The sequence below is a fragment of the Shewanella xiamenensis genome, from assembly GCF_014647135.1.
Taxonomy (GTDB): Bacteria; Pseudomonadota; Gammaproteobacteria; order Enterobacterales; family Shewanellaceae; genus Shewanella; species Shewanella xiamenensis.
The window spans coordinates 13,624-29,645 of the sequence record NZ_BMOP01000036.1; the positions used below are offsets into that span (position 1 = coordinate 13,624).

The 16,022-nt window shown below is 48.7% G+C and carries 11 protein-coding genes; 6 read left to right on the forward strand and 5 right to left on the reverse strand.

Annotated features, from left to right (window positions below; translation table 11 throughout):
- Positions 1–12: 12 nt before the first annotated feature.
- A complete protein-coding gene (gene ppk1 / locus IEY09_RS18940) occupies positions 13–2,175 on the reverse strand; it encodes a polyphosphate kinase 1 (RefSeq protein WP_055648431.1) in 2,163 nt (720 codons plus the stop codon).
- A gap of 319 nt (positions 2,176–2,494) precedes the next feature.
- Here ppk1 and yegD point away from each other — a divergent pair, with 319 nt between their 5' ends.
- Both yegD and IEY09_RS18950 read left to right on the forward strand, forming a co-directional pair.
- Complete coding sequence (gene yegD / locus IEY09_RS18945; RefSeq protein WP_188872294.1) at positions 2,495–3,949, forward strand: molecular chaperone; 1,455 nt, start codon at positions 2,495–2,497, stop codon at positions 3,947–3,949.
- A gap of 22 nt (positions 3,950–3,971) precedes the next feature.
- Entirely contained in the window at positions 3,972–4,469 is a 498-nt protein-coding gene (locus IEY09_RS18950) for a CreA family protein (RefSeq protein WP_086024101.1), read from the forward strand.
- 95 nt (positions 4,470–4,564) lie between these two features.
- On the opposite strand, the gene IEY09_RS18955 is transcribed toward IEY09_RS18950, so the two are convergent.
- The 3 genes from IEY09_RS18955 to pdsR form a co-directional block, all read right to left on the reverse strand.
- Positions 4,565–5,764 carry a cystathionine beta-lyase gene (locus tag IEY09_RS18955; protein ID WP_188872296.1) on the reverse strand — a complete coding sequence of 400 codons (1,200 nt, stop codon included), beginning with the start codon at positions 5,762–5,764 and terminating at the stop codon, positions 4,565–4,567.
- A 125-nt stretch (positions 5,765–5,889) separates the two neighbouring features.
- Positions 5,890–8,049, reverse strand: coding sequence for a proteobacterial dedicated sortase system histidine kinase (pdsS, locus tag IEY09_RS18960; RefSeq protein ID WP_188872298.1), 2,160 nt, complete (start codon positions 8,047–8,049; stop codon positions 5,890–5,892).
- 32 nt (positions 8,050–8,081) lie between these two features.
- Positions 8,082–8,774 carry a proteobacterial dedicated sortase system response regulator gene (pdsR, locus tag IEY09_RS18965; protein WP_188872300.1) on the reverse strand — a complete coding sequence of 231 codons (693 nt, stop codon included), beginning with the start codon at positions 8,772–8,774 and terminating at the stop codon, positions 8,082–8,084.
- A gap of 232 nt (positions 8,775–9,006) precedes the next feature.
- Between pdsR and pdsO the strand changes: the two genes are divergently transcribed.
- From pdsO to IEY09_RS18980, 3 genes are read left to right on the forward strand one after another with little or no spacing between them, the layout of a single operon-like run.
- Positions 9,007–9,801 carry a sortase-associated OmpA-like protein PdsO gene (gene pdsO, locus IEY09_RS18970; RefSeq protein ID WP_188872302.1) on the forward strand — a complete coding sequence of 265 codons (795 nt, stop codon included), beginning with the start codon at positions 9,007–9,009 and terminating at the stop codon, positions 9,799–9,801.
- 45 nt (positions 9,802–9,846) lie between these two features.
- A complete protein-coding gene (locus tag IEY09_RS18975) occupies positions 9,847–12,114 on the forward strand; it encodes a marine proteobacterial sortase target protein (protein WP_188872304.1) in 2,268 nt (755 codons plus the stop codon).
- A gap of 9 nt (positions 12,115–12,123) precedes the next feature.
- Positions 12,124–12,804 (forward strand): class GN sortase, encoded by a 681-nt coding sequence (locus tag IEY09_RS18980; protein WP_188872306.1) that lies wholly within the window; start codon positions 12,124–12,126, stop codon positions 12,802–12,804.
- Positions 12,805–12,915: 111 nt separating this feature from the next.
- Here IEY09_RS18980 and IEY09_RS18985 read toward each other — a convergent pair whose 3' ends face one another.
- Positions 12,916–13,941: a GGDEF domain-containing protein gene (locus IEY09_RS18985; RefSeq protein WP_188872309.1), complete on the reverse strand. Its 1,026-nt coding sequence runs from the start codon at positions 13,939–13,941 to the stop codon at positions 12,916–12,918.
- A gap of 159 nt (positions 13,942–14,100) precedes the next feature.
- On the opposite strand from IEY09_RS18985, the gene IEY09_RS18990 reads away from it, so the two are divergent.
- Complete coding sequence (locus IEY09_RS18990) at positions 14,101–15,726, forward strand: M28 family metallopeptidase (RefSeq protein ID WP_188872310.1); 1,626 nt, start codon at positions 14,101–14,103, stop codon at positions 15,724–15,726.
- The last annotated feature ends 296 nt before the right edge of the window (positions 15,727–16,022 follow it).

Consider the following 16,022-nt stretch of genomic DNA (forward strand, 5'->3'; position numbering starts at 1 on the left):
ATAAAGCCAGCGTTAGCTGGCTTTGGCCTGTAATGCGGGATCGAGAGTCAGCGCTTGTGTTTGCTCTGCTTCAAGCTTTGCAGCTTCCCGTTGGGCGTTTAATTCTTGCTGCAACCGCTTTTCATAATTAATCAGATATTGATAAATGGCAATTTGAGAACGCACTTTACGTTTATTACCGCGATTACGATAAGGATTACTCTGTTCCTTATTGATAATGCGAGCCTTAGTATTATCGTTGAATTGTAACGATAAAATATCCATCACCATTTGTTTTAGACGCGGATCATAGATTGGTACGCTCACTTCAACACGGTTATCAATATTGCGGCTCATCCAATCGGCGGAGCAAATAAACAACTTATTTTCACCACCCGCGTGAAATAGCATCACCCGAGAGTGCTCCAAAAAGCGGTCGACAATACTGTAGACTTCAATGTTATCGCTGATCCCCGGAATTTGCGGTATCAGCGAGCAAATTCCGCGGATCAATAATTTGACTTTGACGCCCGCAGCTGATGCTTCATAGAGCTTTTGTACTAGAGACTCATCGAGTAAGTTATTCAATTTTAAAGTAATCGCCGCCTTAATATGGCTTTGGGCGTTAACAATCTCTTTATCAATCAAATGGGTGAGCTTTTGTCGCGCATCATAGGGTGACACAATCAAATGCTGGAAGTTATCACGGCGGTAGGGATGTTCAATTAAGTCGAACACTTGCTCCACTTCGCGGGCGATTTCCTGATTGGCGGTAAAGAGGGACAAATCGGTATAGACCCGTGCCGTGCCTTCGTTAAAGTTGCCTGAGCCGACATGGCAGTAAAGCTTCATTTCGCCTTGCTCTTCACGGCCAATTAAGCACAACTTAGAGTGTACTTTTAAGCTGGTGATCCCATGGTGGACCTTTACGCCGGCTTCGGCGAGTACTCGCGTCCATTCAATGTTGGATTGCTCGTCAAATCTAGCCCGTAGTTCTATTACTGCAGTGACTTGTTTACCATTTTTGACTGCATCGATAAGTGACTGCATCACATGGGATTTTTTCGCTACCCGGTACAGATTGATGCGAATAAACCGTACCGCAGGATCGTAGGCGGCTTGACGTACCATCTCCGTAAAGTGGGAGAACTTATGGTACGGATAATTAAGCATAATATCGCCCATTTTGATCGCATCGAAACTGTTGGCACTGCGGCCAAAGCCCGAGCTATTCAGCGCGGGCAGTTTCTCGTTTTCAAGGTAATCACGGCTGGGGTTGGGGAAGCCAATAAAGTCTTTGAAACTGTGGTAACGCCCGCCTGGGATCAAACATTCAGTAGAACTGATATTTAAATTTTCCTTCAGCATTTCAAGCATATGTTCGGGCATTTCTTTGTCGTATACCAAACGCACAGGTTCAGCCGTCAGGCGCTTTTTCAGGCCCTTGGTCATTTTTTCTAGCTGAGTTTGTTCTAGCTCATCGGTAATATCAAAATCCGCATCGCGGGTGAGCTTCATCGAATAAACTTCAATCGCATCGTATTCAAAAAACGGCCCAAACAACTCATCCACACAGTGACGGATAATATTATCCAGCAGGATCAGGTATTTTTTGGCTTTAGATTTCTCTGCTGGTAACTCAATAAAACGCGGGACATTTTTGGTGGGTACCTCTACGAGAGCATATTGTCTGCGCAACTTAGTGTATAAGCATACGCAAAGGTAAGTTGCATCATCGTTGATATGTTTTACGAGGTCGCGATTGTTATTGACGATAAGCGGCGCGATATGACGTTTAAAATGATCGCGAAAATGCTTTTTAAGCCAGTTACTATGGAAGTCGCTTAATTGTTTTTCATTAATTAACAATATATTACGGCGAACTAATTCGCGCATCAGCTCGGCATAGATACTGTCGAAACGCTCCTGCAGTGCCATTACTTTGGATTGAATTTTTGCCATTAAGTGGCGACTATTACTACGCCCTTCCTGCAGGGAAGACAGTAATATAGAGCGCCTGACTGCTGCGACCCGCACCCGGAAAAACTCATCCATATTATTGGAGAATATACCCAAAAAGCGCACGCGCTCAACAATTGGCACATTGGGGTCGCAGGCCTCTTGCAGCACTCGCTCATTAAATGACAACCAAGAGAGTTCTTTATCAATCGACAGTTTATCGGTATTCGGGGACACTGCACAGCTCCTTTAAGCAAGCGTCATGGCGCAGTATACAATAGCATTCATACATCGGAGTGCAATCAGATTTACTGCTACAAATGAAGGGATTTAAAGGCAAATTCCCCTTCGGGCGAAAGTCATTAGTCTATAAAGATACGAACGGAATATGTCAGATTGATGACCATTGTGACAAAAATGTGACTTTAACTTAACACTGGCTAGTCATGAGTTTACAAGGTAAAGGGTAGGATATGCGCTAGGCTTTCTTTGGGATTGAGGCAAACTGTGTTAACGTGCTCGGCTTTTTATTGTGGTATGACTTAGAGGTAAGCGGATGTTTGTTGGATTTGATTATGGCAGTGCCAACTGTGCCGTTGGGATCATGCAGGGAGATGAAGTATCACTCTTACCAATATCCACCGATTCAACTTATTTACCGTCAACGCTATATGCGATGGACCGAGAGTTAATTGCCGAAGCCGTTTATCGCGCTCTTCCCACAGAATTAAAAGCCGATTATGCCCAAAAGCGCGCCGCGCAATTAAGCCGCGCCCGTATGGTACGTCATGAATTAGATCTCGATGCCGAGACGCCAGCGGTGTTTGTGGGTGAGCAGGCCGTGGCCGCGTATCTTGAAATGCCGGAAGAAGGTTTTTATGTCCGTTCGCCAAAATCTTTTTTAGGCGCAACTGGCCTCAGACCCGAGCAAGTTGCCCTGTTTGAAGACATAGTCACTTTAATGATGCAGCATATTAAAATGCGCGCCGAAGCCGTACTCGCCGAAAAGGGCGTAACATCCGCAAGCGAAGCCAGCATTACCCATGCAGTGATTGGTCGCCCAGTGAACTTTCAGGGCATTGGTGGTGAAGAGAGCAACCGCCAAGCCGAGACTATTTTAACCTTAGCCGCGAAACGGGCGGGGTTTGTCGATGTGGCATTTCTGTTTGAGCCGCTTGCCGCGGGTATGGACTATGAAGCCAGCCTCAAATCCGATCAAACCGTACTGGTAGTCGACGTCGGTGGCGGTACCACCGACTGTTCTGTAGTTAAAATGGGGCCTAAGCATCAGGCGAATTTCGACCGCAGTGCCGATTGTCTTGGCCACAGCGGCCAGCGTATTGGTGGTAACGATCTGGATATCGCATTGGCGATGAATGCCTTTATGCCGCACTTTGGTTTAGGTTCGCTGATGAGTAATGGTAAACCTATGCCGAGTAATCCCTTTTGGAATGCGGTGGCAGTAAACGATATCAGTGCCCAGCGTGAGTTTGCCACCTTAAGCACTCGCAAGTTGATAGATGAACTGATCAAAGACGCTGAGCAGCCACATTTATTAAAAAGATTGCTCAAAGTGCAGCAACAACAGTTAAGCTACCAAATTGTACGTTTAGCCGAGCGAGCTAAAATAGCCTTGTCTGAGGCCCAAACAACTGAAAGTTCATTGGAATTTATTGAGGCCAAGCTCAATGTTGAAGTGAGTCGCGATTGTTTTGAAAATGCCATTGAACCGTCATTGACTAAGATAGAAGCCTTAATGCACCAAGCACTGACTCAGGCGGCCAAGAGTCTTGCTGGCAATGGATTAGCACCAGAAGAACTGGCTGTCGAGGCTGGAACCTATGAGTGCCAACCCGATGTGATTTATGTGACGGGCGGTACCGCACGAAGCCCAGCAATTTACGCTAAAATCACTAGCCTTTATCCCAATACGCCTGTGGTGGTTGGGGATCACTTTGGTTCGGTGACGGCTGGCTTAACGCGCTGGGCACAAAAGCGTTTTGCTCAATAGGATGATGAATAAGGATAAACAGATGAAGAAAGTTAATCAGGCTTTAATGTCTTTGCTGGCCGTGACGTTGGCGGGGACACTGCTCACGGGCTGTGGTGATGATGTGGGCAAAGTGAGCCTCGGTTTATTTACCACGAAAGACGTGATTATCGATGCCAAGCAAGACCCGAAAATCCCCGGTGTGACCTGCCATATTAGCCGTATCGAAGCGAATCTTGATTTTGCCGATCCCTCCGATATGGGCATTAGCTGCCGTCAAACGGGGCCGATTTCCGCCGCCGATATCGCCAAAATCGATAAGAGCAAACACGGCGAAGTAGTCTTTACCGAATCCTTAAGTATCTTATTTAAAACTTTAAAAGTGCGCCGAATTTACGATGCGCCCAATCAAACCCTGTTGTATTTGTCTTATTCAACCAAAGAGACTAATGGCAGCCACAAGCATGCCTTATCGACCGTGCCTTTATACGGCTCTCAGGCGTGGGTTGACCCCGCAATAAGTGCGGCGCAGCCAAAATAGTAAAAGTGGGTAAAGCCGAAGTCAAAATAAGGTGGGCTTAAACGAAGGCGAGATAATTCCCGCCTTCATTGTTTAACATATAAGTTGTTTAAGCCTTATTTGGCCTTGGCAGCAAGTACGGCATTAAAGCGCTCGAAGCCTGCGCTGAGATCGGCAATTAAATCATCGGGATCTTCTAGGCCAATATGCACACGGATCAATGGTTTGCTTGCATCCCATTGAGTGGCGCTACGGATTTTTTCAATTCCGAAAATCCCTAGGATCAGACTCTCATAACCGCCCCAAGAAAAGCCCATTTTAAAATGCTGCATATTTTCAACAAGTGCGGTGACCGCCTCCTGATCCCCTTGCTTTAATACAAAGGAAAACAAGCCATTTGATGCGCTAAAGTCGCGTTTAAAGAACGCATGTCCTGGGCAGGTATCAAAGGCGGGGTGACGTAAATGGTCAACCTCGGGGCGCGTTTTCAACCAGTTAGCCACTTTAAGGGCATTTTTTTCATGCTGCGCCATGCGCACGCCTAGGGTGCGTAATCCGCGTGTGGCGAGATACACATCGTCGGGGGAGGTGGTTTGCCCCAATAAATAACTGCGCTCACGCAGCTGCGGCCAGTACTTTTCGTTGGCGGTCGCGGTGCCAATCATTACATCAGAGTGACCGACGATATATTTGGTTGCAGCCTGAATCGACACATCGACACCCATCTCGAAGGGCTTGCTATTGATTGGCGATGCCCAAGTGTTGTCAAGAATAGTCACTAATCCGTGTTCATGGGCGATACGGCAGAGGGTTGGGACGTCCTGCACTTCCATGGTGATGGAGCCGGGAGACTCTAAAAACAGCACCTTAGTGTTGGGGCGGATAAGCGCGCGAATACCTTCACCAATCAGGGGATCGTAATAGGTGGTCTCAATATTAAAGCCCGCCAGAATATGGCTGCAAAGATCGCGGGTCGGCTCATAAACACTGTCGACCATCAGCAAGTGATCGCCCGCCTGTAAAAACGATAATAAAGCAGCGCTAATCGCTGCTGCACCCGAGGGATACAGCGCCGTACCTGCGCCACCTTCGAGCTCACTGATCGCCGCCTGAAACGCAAAGTGGGTCGGGGTGCCGCGGCGGCCGTAAAACATTTCGCCATTGGTTTTGTTTTTGGCGGCGTGACGCATGTCTTCCATGGTGTCGAAGACGATAGTCGATGCGCGAAATACGGGCGGATTAATCACACCCTTGGTCCATTTTTTATCTCGACCGACGCTGACGATTTGGGTGGCTAGCTGATGTTTATCTGTCATAGGGCTTACCTTGGCGAGTCAGTTTTTATGTTGTTATCCATTGTGATGGCCGTCATCTTAGCATCTGCCCGTGAAAATGGCAGGAGGCAAACAGATGAGTTTGCCTCAAGTTGTAAGTCTTTGTATTAGCTAAGCGGCAGGGTGACCAGAATATCGACCCCATCGTTTTCGCTGCGATTACGGGCCAAAATTTTCCCTTGGTGGAATTCGGTCACAAGCCGCGCAATATATAAACCTAAGCCAAGGTGAGGTTTATCTTGGGCTTGATTGGCCCGCACCGAGACCATGGAATCGAAGATCTGCTCCGACATATCCACTGGCAACTGTGGTCCTAAGTTACTGATAAGCAGAGTAGCTTGTTTGCCAACTTGGGTGAGAGTAACTTCAATCGCACTGCCTTGATGACAAAACTCGATGGCGTTAGCGATAAGTTTGTCCATCAATTGGGCGATGTATTCGGGCACGCCCTGCATGATCAACGGCTGCTCAGGCACTTTGACGCTAAATTGCTGCTCAGGGTAGGTCATTTGATAGCCTTGCATACAACCGCTAACCACTTGGGATAGCGGGAACTTAGTCACATCTGCCTGAGTTAAGCTCTGCTCGAGGCGCGTTGCCTCACTCATATTGTTCAAAATCATGCTTAAACGGCTTACCCCTTCTTGGGCGCGGTCGACATATTTTTGGGTGTCTTTATCTAAGGTTTGCAGATTTAAGTGTTCTAAAGAGGAGCGCACCACGGCCACCGGCGTGCGTAGTTCATGGGACAGGCGCGACGACATATTCTCGAGATAATGGGTGTATTGACCTAAACGACCGACAATGCTGGCAAAACTGCGGGATAAGTCGCCAATCTCGTCCCGTGCCTTAGAGGGTTTTAAATGATTACGCACACGACCTTGGCTGTCGATGGCATTCTCGGCTTCATCACGCAGTTTGCGGATACGATTCGAAATACTCGAGGCGAAGAAAAACAGCGCTAAGGTGCCCATGCTCATAATGGTCAGGATCACGTTAAACAGTTTTTCCAGCGCGCGGTTACGCAGGGTGCGAATACCGTGGGTGGTTTCTTCGGCCACCACGGCGCCCATCACATTGTTATCAATCCAAATAGGGCTCGCGGCCGCCAGCACCACAGCCTTATTGTCCGGAGTCAGTCGCCAGGTCGAACTTTGTTGTCCCGCAAGGGCTTTTTGAATATGGCTGCCGTCGAGTTCGGTCGAGTCTTGCAGGGAATCGATAAAATCCTTCGGCGGTTTAGTGAGGATTTTATAGTAGAGCGGGTGCAGGTAGTCGCGCTGAAAACGTTGCCACATAGAGTTGCTGTTTTCATCATCGAGGGTGCGAGTCCAGACACTGTTGCTATCACGGATATCGCCAGACTTCGCGAGCACACGCCCATGTTTATCGACCACCCAAATCCGTGAGCTATAGTGGCTCATCCCTTTGATAATATTCTCAATTTCGGGTGATGGCACTAGGACTGTGCCGAGTTTATCAACGGTATCTAAGGCCGAGGTGCCGACAACGGCTGTGATATCGCGGTATTTGCTGTCATTCACATCGGCAATGGCAAACCCTAGTTTGCTACCCACCATATCCAAGGGAATACGCAGTTCGATATTGTAGCCCACATCCGTAGTGGCCCATTGCCCTTGAATACGGACTTCGGGTGTCACTGGCACGGTTTGTTTAGGGTTGGCGGGCAGCTCGAAGGCGCTGATCCAACCGGGCTGAGTCGTAGCCACGATATAACGTTTAAATTTATTGTCGGGGGCAAGGGTTGCAATCGACAGGTGATCGTTTCTATCGACGCTTAAGGCATTTTTACCCCGAAATACCACATTGGGATCGACCACCTGAAAAAAGGCATACAGATAACCATCGTACTGACCCACCATATGGGTAAAACTCAAGGTGAGCGGCGTGCTGGGATCGGCACGCATGATGAGATTCGCCTCGCCGTACTGGATGAATCTGTGCTGATATTCCTGCCATTCATTGAGTTTGCCATCGAGCAGAATCGCGCCCGCTAAGGGATAAGCATAGAGATCGCGACTCTTTTCCACCTGCTTTAAAAAGCTGGCCTGACCGTCGAACAGTTTCGGCCGCTCATGCAAGGCGGTCGCTAAGGCTTGGGTGGTGCCCTCTAAGGTGCGTTCCTGACCGTGGCGCAGGTATTTTTCCATCTCCCACACATATTGGTACCCCAGCCAAGGTAGGCAGAGTAAAAACAGGCTAAGGCCAATAACTTTAGTGCGAAGACCGAAGGGAAAACGTGTCATAGAATGCTGGCTAATCTGCTATTTGGCATGGTTTAGGCTAGGCTGTCCCAGCGATAGCCCATACCATAAACGGTATCAATACAATCAAATTCGGGCGCGGCGGCCATAAACTTCTTACGGATGCGCTTCACATGGGAGGTGATAGTACTGTCATCGACAAAAATCTTCGCCTCCTGCATCAGCTCATGGCGGCTTCGGACGTGCCCCGGGTGTTTGGCAAGGGCGTGCACCATCCAAAACTCGGTGACTGTGAGTTCTATCGGGATCTGGTTCCAAGAAACCAGCATTCGATTGGCATCGATGGTGAGCGGTCCGCGCTCCAGTAAATTCTCCTGCGGTGTTTGGCTGGTGGCTAACTCAGAGCGGCGAAACAGCGCGGCTAAACGCGCCGTCAAATGGGGGAAGCTCACTTCTTTGCTCAGGTAATCATCGGCGCCTAAACGCAGGCCACACACAGTATCAAAATCGCTATCCCGTGCGGTTAAGAAGATGATCGGCAGAGTGTTTGACATGGCGCGTAGGGACTGACACAGCATAAAACCGCCGTCAATTTCACTGCCAAGGCCAATATCGATAATGGCTAAATCCGGCAGACGGGTATTAAACGCCAACATGGCCGATGGCCTGTCGGCATAGGTTTGCACACTGTAACCGTGTTGCTGCAACACATCCTTGTAATTTTCGCGAATGGCCGCTTCATCTTCCACAATGGCGATACGTTTCATTTAGCCATCTTCCTATTGACTGCTGGGGATAAGTTTTCGTGACTATACAGGAATTTATTTCTGAGAAAAGCTCCCGAATGCAATTGCCATTTTGTTGCCACAATTGATAGTCGCATTGCCATTTTCCATCCCCGCTTATGCCATGGCACTTGTGTTTAATACGCTCATTCCGTTTTACCCGCCGCGCTAATGACTTAGGCGGGTAAACGCAGCACAAATCAAAAGGAATGAGATGATGAAAAAGACGCTGATTAATATCTTGGTACTGAGTGTACTAGCCGCGCCCATCGCCAATGTATCGGCAAAGGTGTCGCTACAAAATCAACCTCTACTCTTAGAACCACAGACTGAGATGCTTGAGCAAGAGGAGGATGACGGCGAAGCGCTGATAGGTCTTGGCGGCGGAGCGCTACTTGGCGCTTTAGTTGGCGGCCCTGTTGGCGCCATTATCGGCGGATTTACTGGCACCTTAATCGGCCAATCGGTATCTGATACCGACACGGTTAAAACTCAGCAACAACATATTGCCTTGCAGCGTCAACAATTGACGAGCTTAGCGGCCAAACAACAGGCTAGCGAGCAACGCGCCGCCGAATACGCCTTAACCCAAAAGCAACTCGATGAACTGCTCGCCGAGCAACAACAACTGTTTAGTGAATTGGCGCTGGGTATGAATGTGCAGTTTCGTACTGGCTCTGCGGAGCTTGAAAGCCATTTTTTGCCCCAATTAGACAATGTCGCCAAGGTGATGAAGCGCTTGAGCGAGTCCAATCTCGAGCTGAAAGGTTATGCCGACCGCCGCGGTGATCTGGCCTACAACCAAGCGCTCTCGGAGCAACGTTTGTTAGAAGTGCGGGGCTACTTGATTAAACAAGGCGTTGCCCCCGAGCGGATCACCACCCAAGCCTTCGGCGCCGGAATGCCACTCAATGACCAGCAAGACAGTGAATCCGATGTGTTCGATCGCCGAGTCACTCTGACCATGCAGCCTAACCAAGGGCTGATGGCGAGCCGCGTGACCGAATAATTCAACAATATCAATCGTATTCAATCAAGATCAGGAGCCTTTGTGATGATCACAGGGAAAAGGGTAAAAGAAGTTTGTCAAACGCTGGCGATGCTAGTGATCGGCGCCTCCATCTGTTGGGGGCTCCCCTTTGCGGTGTTAGCTTCACCAAACAGTGTGGGCACCTTATCGGCACCACAAAATATTGCGGCGACCTTCGATGAACACACGGCGAGCACATTGCCAGCTTTTAGTTTCGATGATGTCACCCAAGGGATGTTGGTGTATCAAACCGCCAGTGGCCGTTTAATGCCGTCCTTACCCGTAGACACGCAAGTGTCGATGCAGGTCTCGGGGTTAACCAATAGGGTGAGCGTAAAGCAGGTTTTCAGTAATCAAACCGGATTTGTCCTCAATGGCCGCTATCTGTTCCCTTTACCCAATGAGGCGGCAGTAGACTCACTGCGTTTACATATCGGTGAGCGGATCATCGAAGGTCAAATTCACCTAAAACAGCAAGCAAAACAGATTTTTGAACAGGCCAAAGCCGAAGGAAAACGCGCCAGTCTAGTCAGTCAAGAACGGCCTAATATGTTCACTACAGAAGTCGCCAACCTCGCTCCCGATGAAAAGTTGGTGGTCGAAATCAGCTATCAAGAAACCATTCATTATGAAGATGGTCTCTTTAGCCTTCGTTTTCCGCTGGTGGTGGCGCCGCGCTATATTCCAGGCCTAACACTCGGTGGGAACCAGAGTGAGCGTGTGACCAGCAGCCAAGTCTTCGATGCCGACCGGATTATCGCCCCGATCCGCAACGCCAATAGCGAGGCGGATCCCGTGCTAAAAGCCGATATTAAGGTCAAACTCGGTGAAGGGGTGGACAAATCAGCCGTGGTGAGTCCGTATCATCCCATTACGATAGATGAAAAACAGGGGCAACTGACGGCTGCCTTGGCTAATCGTGTGCCCGCCAATCGTGACTTTGTGCTGCAATGGCGTCTTAAGCAGGGCACGAGTCCCGTGGCTTGGGTATTCAACCAAGCGGGCAAAACCCATACGGCACAGGACAAGAATGCGAGTGCGGATACAGGTCCAACTGGTAATAGTAGCAATACAGATAACTACAGCTTAGTGATGGTTCTGCCGCCCAAAGTCGAGGCCAGTGAACAACTGAACTTGCCCCGTGAGCTTATTTTAGTGATTGATACTTCGGGGTCGATGGCGGGAGATTCCATTATTCAGGCGAAAAATGCCCTGCGTTATGCGCTGCGCGGTTTAAGGCCACAGGACAGTTTTAACATAATCGAATTTAACTCCGATGTGTCTTTATTAGCGTCCACACCGCTGCCCGCGACAGCGACTAATCTGGACAAGGCGCGTCAGTTTGTGAATCGTTTGCAGGCCGATGGCGGTACCGAAATGGCGCAGGCTTTAAATGCCGCGCTGCCAAGGCAGGCGTTTAACACAGCTTCGGCTGAGGATAAGTCGTTAAGACAAGTGATCTTTATGACCGATGGCTCCGTCGGCAATGAGGCGGCGTTATTTGAGTTAATCCGCAATCAAATTGGCGACAACCGTCTTTTCACCGTAGGCATTGGCTCGGCGCCGAACTCGCATTTTATGCAGCGTGCGGCTGAACTTGGGCGTGGCACTTTTACTTACATTGGTGATGTGGATGAAGTGGAGCAAAAGATTAGCCAATTACTGGGCAAAATCCAGTATCCGGTACTCACCGATTTACAGGTGCGCTTTGACGATGGATCTGTGCCTGACTACTGGCCAGCGCCAATCCCCGATCTATACCGTGGTGAGCCGGTATTGATCAGCCTAAAGCGCCACCCACGTGATCCTCAGGAACTGGTGATCTCCGGTCGTCAGGGCCATAAAAACTGGCAACAGTCGTTATCTTTGCAAGCCAATGACGCAAGCCATTCTGCAACTGATGTAGCGCAGCCCGCGGCGGGACTCGATTTACTCTGGGCGCGCAAACAGATTGCGGCCTTAGAGCTGAGTAAAAACGGCGCTAACGATGACAAGGTCAAAGAGCAGGTCACGGCGCTTTCGCTCAACTATCACTTAGTCAGCCCCTATACCAGCTTGGTCGCGGTGGATTTAACGCCCATCACCACGAATGTGATAAGCCGAGATGCAGTGGTGCGCCAGCATTTACCCTTGGGTTGGCAGCCAATCGGTGTTCTACCACAAACATCGACCTCGAGCCGTTTCGAAATGCTCTTAGGGGGCGGCGTGTTACTGCTTGCCTTGATGTTGGCGCTGTCGATTCGTCGCCAGCAGCGGCAGCAACGCGCGCTGTCATTAGCGCTAAACACTTGAGTCATATCCATGAGTATGCGCGTGACTCAACAGATACAAATAGGGTTGCTGGTGGGATTGGTATTAATCGGCATCACGTTGTTTGGAAAAGGATTCTATATGCAAGCGAAAGCACACTTTGCCCAATATTTGATTGAACAAGCTTGGGCTAAAACCTTAATCGATGGTCAGTCACATAAACCTTGGTCCTGGGCCGATACCTATCCCGTGGCTAAGCTTTCCATCGAGCAGGCTAAAAGACCGAATCACTTCGATGGTCCGGCATCCAACGACAGCTTATATGTGCTGGCGGGCGCATCTGGCCGTAATTTGGCCTTCGGGCCTGCCTTAGTACTATCGAGTACGCCCGCTGGCGCGCAAGGCAACACAGTGATTGCCGGGCACAGGGATACGCATTTTGCGATGTTAAATGGCATTAGTGTTGGACGCCGTCTGGCGCTGCAAACCGCGACGGGCAAGGAAATTGTTTATCAAGTAGTGGCGACCGAAGTAGTACACGAATCGCAAACTGAGTTAATGGCGGCAACTGACGATAATCGTTTAACGCTCATCACTTGTTATCCCTTCGATGCGCTGCAAGGCGGGGCTGAATTGCGTTTTGTTGTACAGGCCATCCCGGTCGAGCCAGAATCTGCAGCTCAATCCGAAGGGGCGACAGTCGATAGGACGTTGGAGCCAAAAGTGGCTTGAACATTCGAGTTGATAGCTTGAGTTACTCGCTACAATGGGCAGGTTGACTGGTAACTAAAAAATTGGCAAATCAATTAAAGCAGAGCTGAAGGCTCTGCCTTAATGTCAGAATTAATTGTTTATCGGCATCACTCTATTACGGCCTAGACGTTTTGCCTCGTAAAGCAACTTATCTGTATTTTCAATAAGTTGTATTACTGATTGTCTTTCTTGCCACTGAGATACACCAAAGGAGGCGGTGATATTGTCGATACGTTCATCTTTGCGTCGATCCTTGATGCTGAGTTTCTCAAGCCCACGGCGCATGGCTTCAGCCAGTTGCCTGGTGATTCGTAATTGGCTCTTTGGCACTAAAATGGCAAATTCTTCACCGCCAAAGCGGTACAGCTTACAGCCATCTCGGCAGGCTTCCTGCAAACGCTTTGCAACGACCTTTAATACTTGGTCGCCAAGCTGGTGACCATAGTTGTCATTAAAGGCCTTAAAGTGATCGATATCGACCAAGATAAGACAGGTGCCCTCGGGAGCCTGTGCCAACATGCCTGCGATATCGGCATCAAAGGCGCGGCGGTTTAAACAGCCAGTGAGCGCATCGTAAAGTACATCTTTTTCTGTTTTTTCAAGCTTTTGTTTTAACGCATCAATCTCTGTTTGGGCTTTTTGCAATTGGGTCGTAAAAAACTCGGTGCTTGAGCGAATATTGTCGGCTTCCTTCACCAAATTACGGACTAAATCGAGCACTTGCTCAACACTGAGCGTGCCTTCTTCGACACCATTGAGCTTGGCAAAGTTATTATTAATACAGCTTTGGAAGTCGGCTGCATCAAGATTAGTATCCCGAATCGATTGCGACAGCTCTGTGGCCATGGCCTCTAGATTAAGCCTCATATCACGCACATCAAGCTCAACAGGATCGGCGACATACTGGCGAAACAACAACTCACTGCTCACTGGTGGGCAAGTGTTGTAGTGGGCGATAACCGTATCGAGCTGGGCGTTTAACGCTGGGTTTTGTTCCCCCACGTAGGTATACCACAGAGCATAATTGATTGGCGTTGTGGGAATTTGATGCTTGAGCATTAAGGGAACCGCTTTTTTAAGATTCAAGGCTGCGGTTTGTAATAAATCTCGTGACATGGATAAATTCCAGTAAAAATAATCCGATAAACCATGCATATCACACATGGATAACAATATGGCTCGTCAAATCCCGTTACAACAAAAGCCCAAAAGCTGGGGCAATTACCTGCCACAAGCTTGGGGGGATATGATAGAGTTTATCGCTAAAATTAAATAATGATAATAACTTGGGAGAAAGTCTTGAAAAATTTCATCCTTGCTGGTGCCCTAGGTTCCTTACTTTCACTACCTGCAATGGCTGCCTCTTCCTTCAGCGACAGCCTAGATTTGAATCAGTATCGTACTGATGTCAAAACCTTAGCCAGTGATGCCTTTGGTGGCCGTGCGCCCTTATCCGAAGGTGAGCAATTGACCATCGATTACCTTGAGAAAGCCTTTAAAGAGATGGGGCTCAAGCCGGGATTTGGCGACAGCTATTTGCAGGCGGTACCGCTGGCGAAAATCACCGCCGATCAAAATATGCAACTCGATATCGGCGGACTTAAGTTTGTCAATGGCAGTGAATTTACCGCCAGAACCCAGAGAATTAGCGATAAAGTCAACCTCAGTAATAGCGATGTAGTGTTTGTCGGTTATGGCATTAATGCGCCTGAATATGGTTGGAATGACTATCAGGTACTCGATGTAAAAGGTAAAACCGTGATAGTGCTGGTCAATGACCCTGGTTTTGCAACTCAAGATCCCAAGGTCTTTAAAGGCAATGCCATGACCTACTATGGCCGCTGGACCTACAAATACGAAGAGGCCGCGCGTCAAGGCGCTGAAGCTGTTTTTATTGTGCATGAAACTGAACCCGCAGCCTATGGCTGGGGTGTCGTGCAAAACTCTAACACAGGTACCAAGTTTACCCTCATCGATGCCAACAATAATCAAGGGCAGGTTGGCGTGATGGGTTGGGTGCAACATGATGTCGCCAAAAAGATTTTTGCTAAGGCTGGTATGGACTTTGATACCTTAAAACAACAAGCCGCTAAGCCAAACTTTAAGGCCATTCCCTTAAAGCTAAAGGCCAATATCAGCTTAAACAATCATATTGAGCGCGCTGAATCCCACAATGTGGCGGCACTATTACCTGGAAAAAGCCGCCCTGATGAGGTGGTGATGATGCATGCCCATTGGGATCATTTAGGTACAGTGATAGAAGACGGTAAACCGGAAATCATTAATGGTGCGGTCGATAATGCCAGTGGTGTGGCAGGTGTGTTAACTCTTGCGCGTTACTTTGCCAAACAAGCAAAAACGGCGCCGCTTGAGCGCTCGATTCTGTTTAGTGCCTTTACCGCCGAAGAAACAGGGCTGATCGGTGCTCAGCATTTTGCTCAGCATCCCAGTGTACCGACCAAAAACATTGTCGCTTTTTTAAATATTGACGGCATGAATATGAACCAAGGGGTAGATTATATTCTGCGCTATGGTGAGGGCGTGTCTGAGCTAGAAACCTATTTGGATAAGGCCGCTAAGGCGCAGGGGCGGATGGTGAAGGGCGATCCAAGACCACAAAATGGTTTGATGTTTAGATCGGACCACTTCGCTCTGGCCCAGCAAGGCGTGCCCGGCTTGTTATTTATGAGCCTTGGGGATACGGATCCTGACTACATTGCCCATAAATACCATAAAGGAGCCGATGATTATGATCCTAACTGGACCCTCGAAGGGGTGAAGCAGGATTTAGATCTGATGGCGAGTATGTTAACCACCTTAGCCAATGGTAAAGATTGGCCGCATTGGTTAGAAGCGTCGGACTTTAAGACTAAGCGTGAGCAGGATGGCCGTAAAAAGTAATTCCGATTAAGGTAAAAAGGACGCTGCTGCGTCCTTTTTTATGTTTATTCAATTAATTAACCTGAGATCGGGATAAGCAGAGCCGCTGAATAGGCATCTTTTCGGGCCTCTCTGCGTTGCTCTGTCTCACCATAGCGCGCTATGGCATACGACAGAGCGCCTTGATATGGGCTTTGTTTCCTAAATCGAGTGAGCGAACAACACTCTCATCATTGTTCAAATATCAAGCTACATAGTGGGTTTCAGGCATACCTAGCCCAGTAAGTTTGTTCAAAGCCCTAATCATCGCGTAAGCT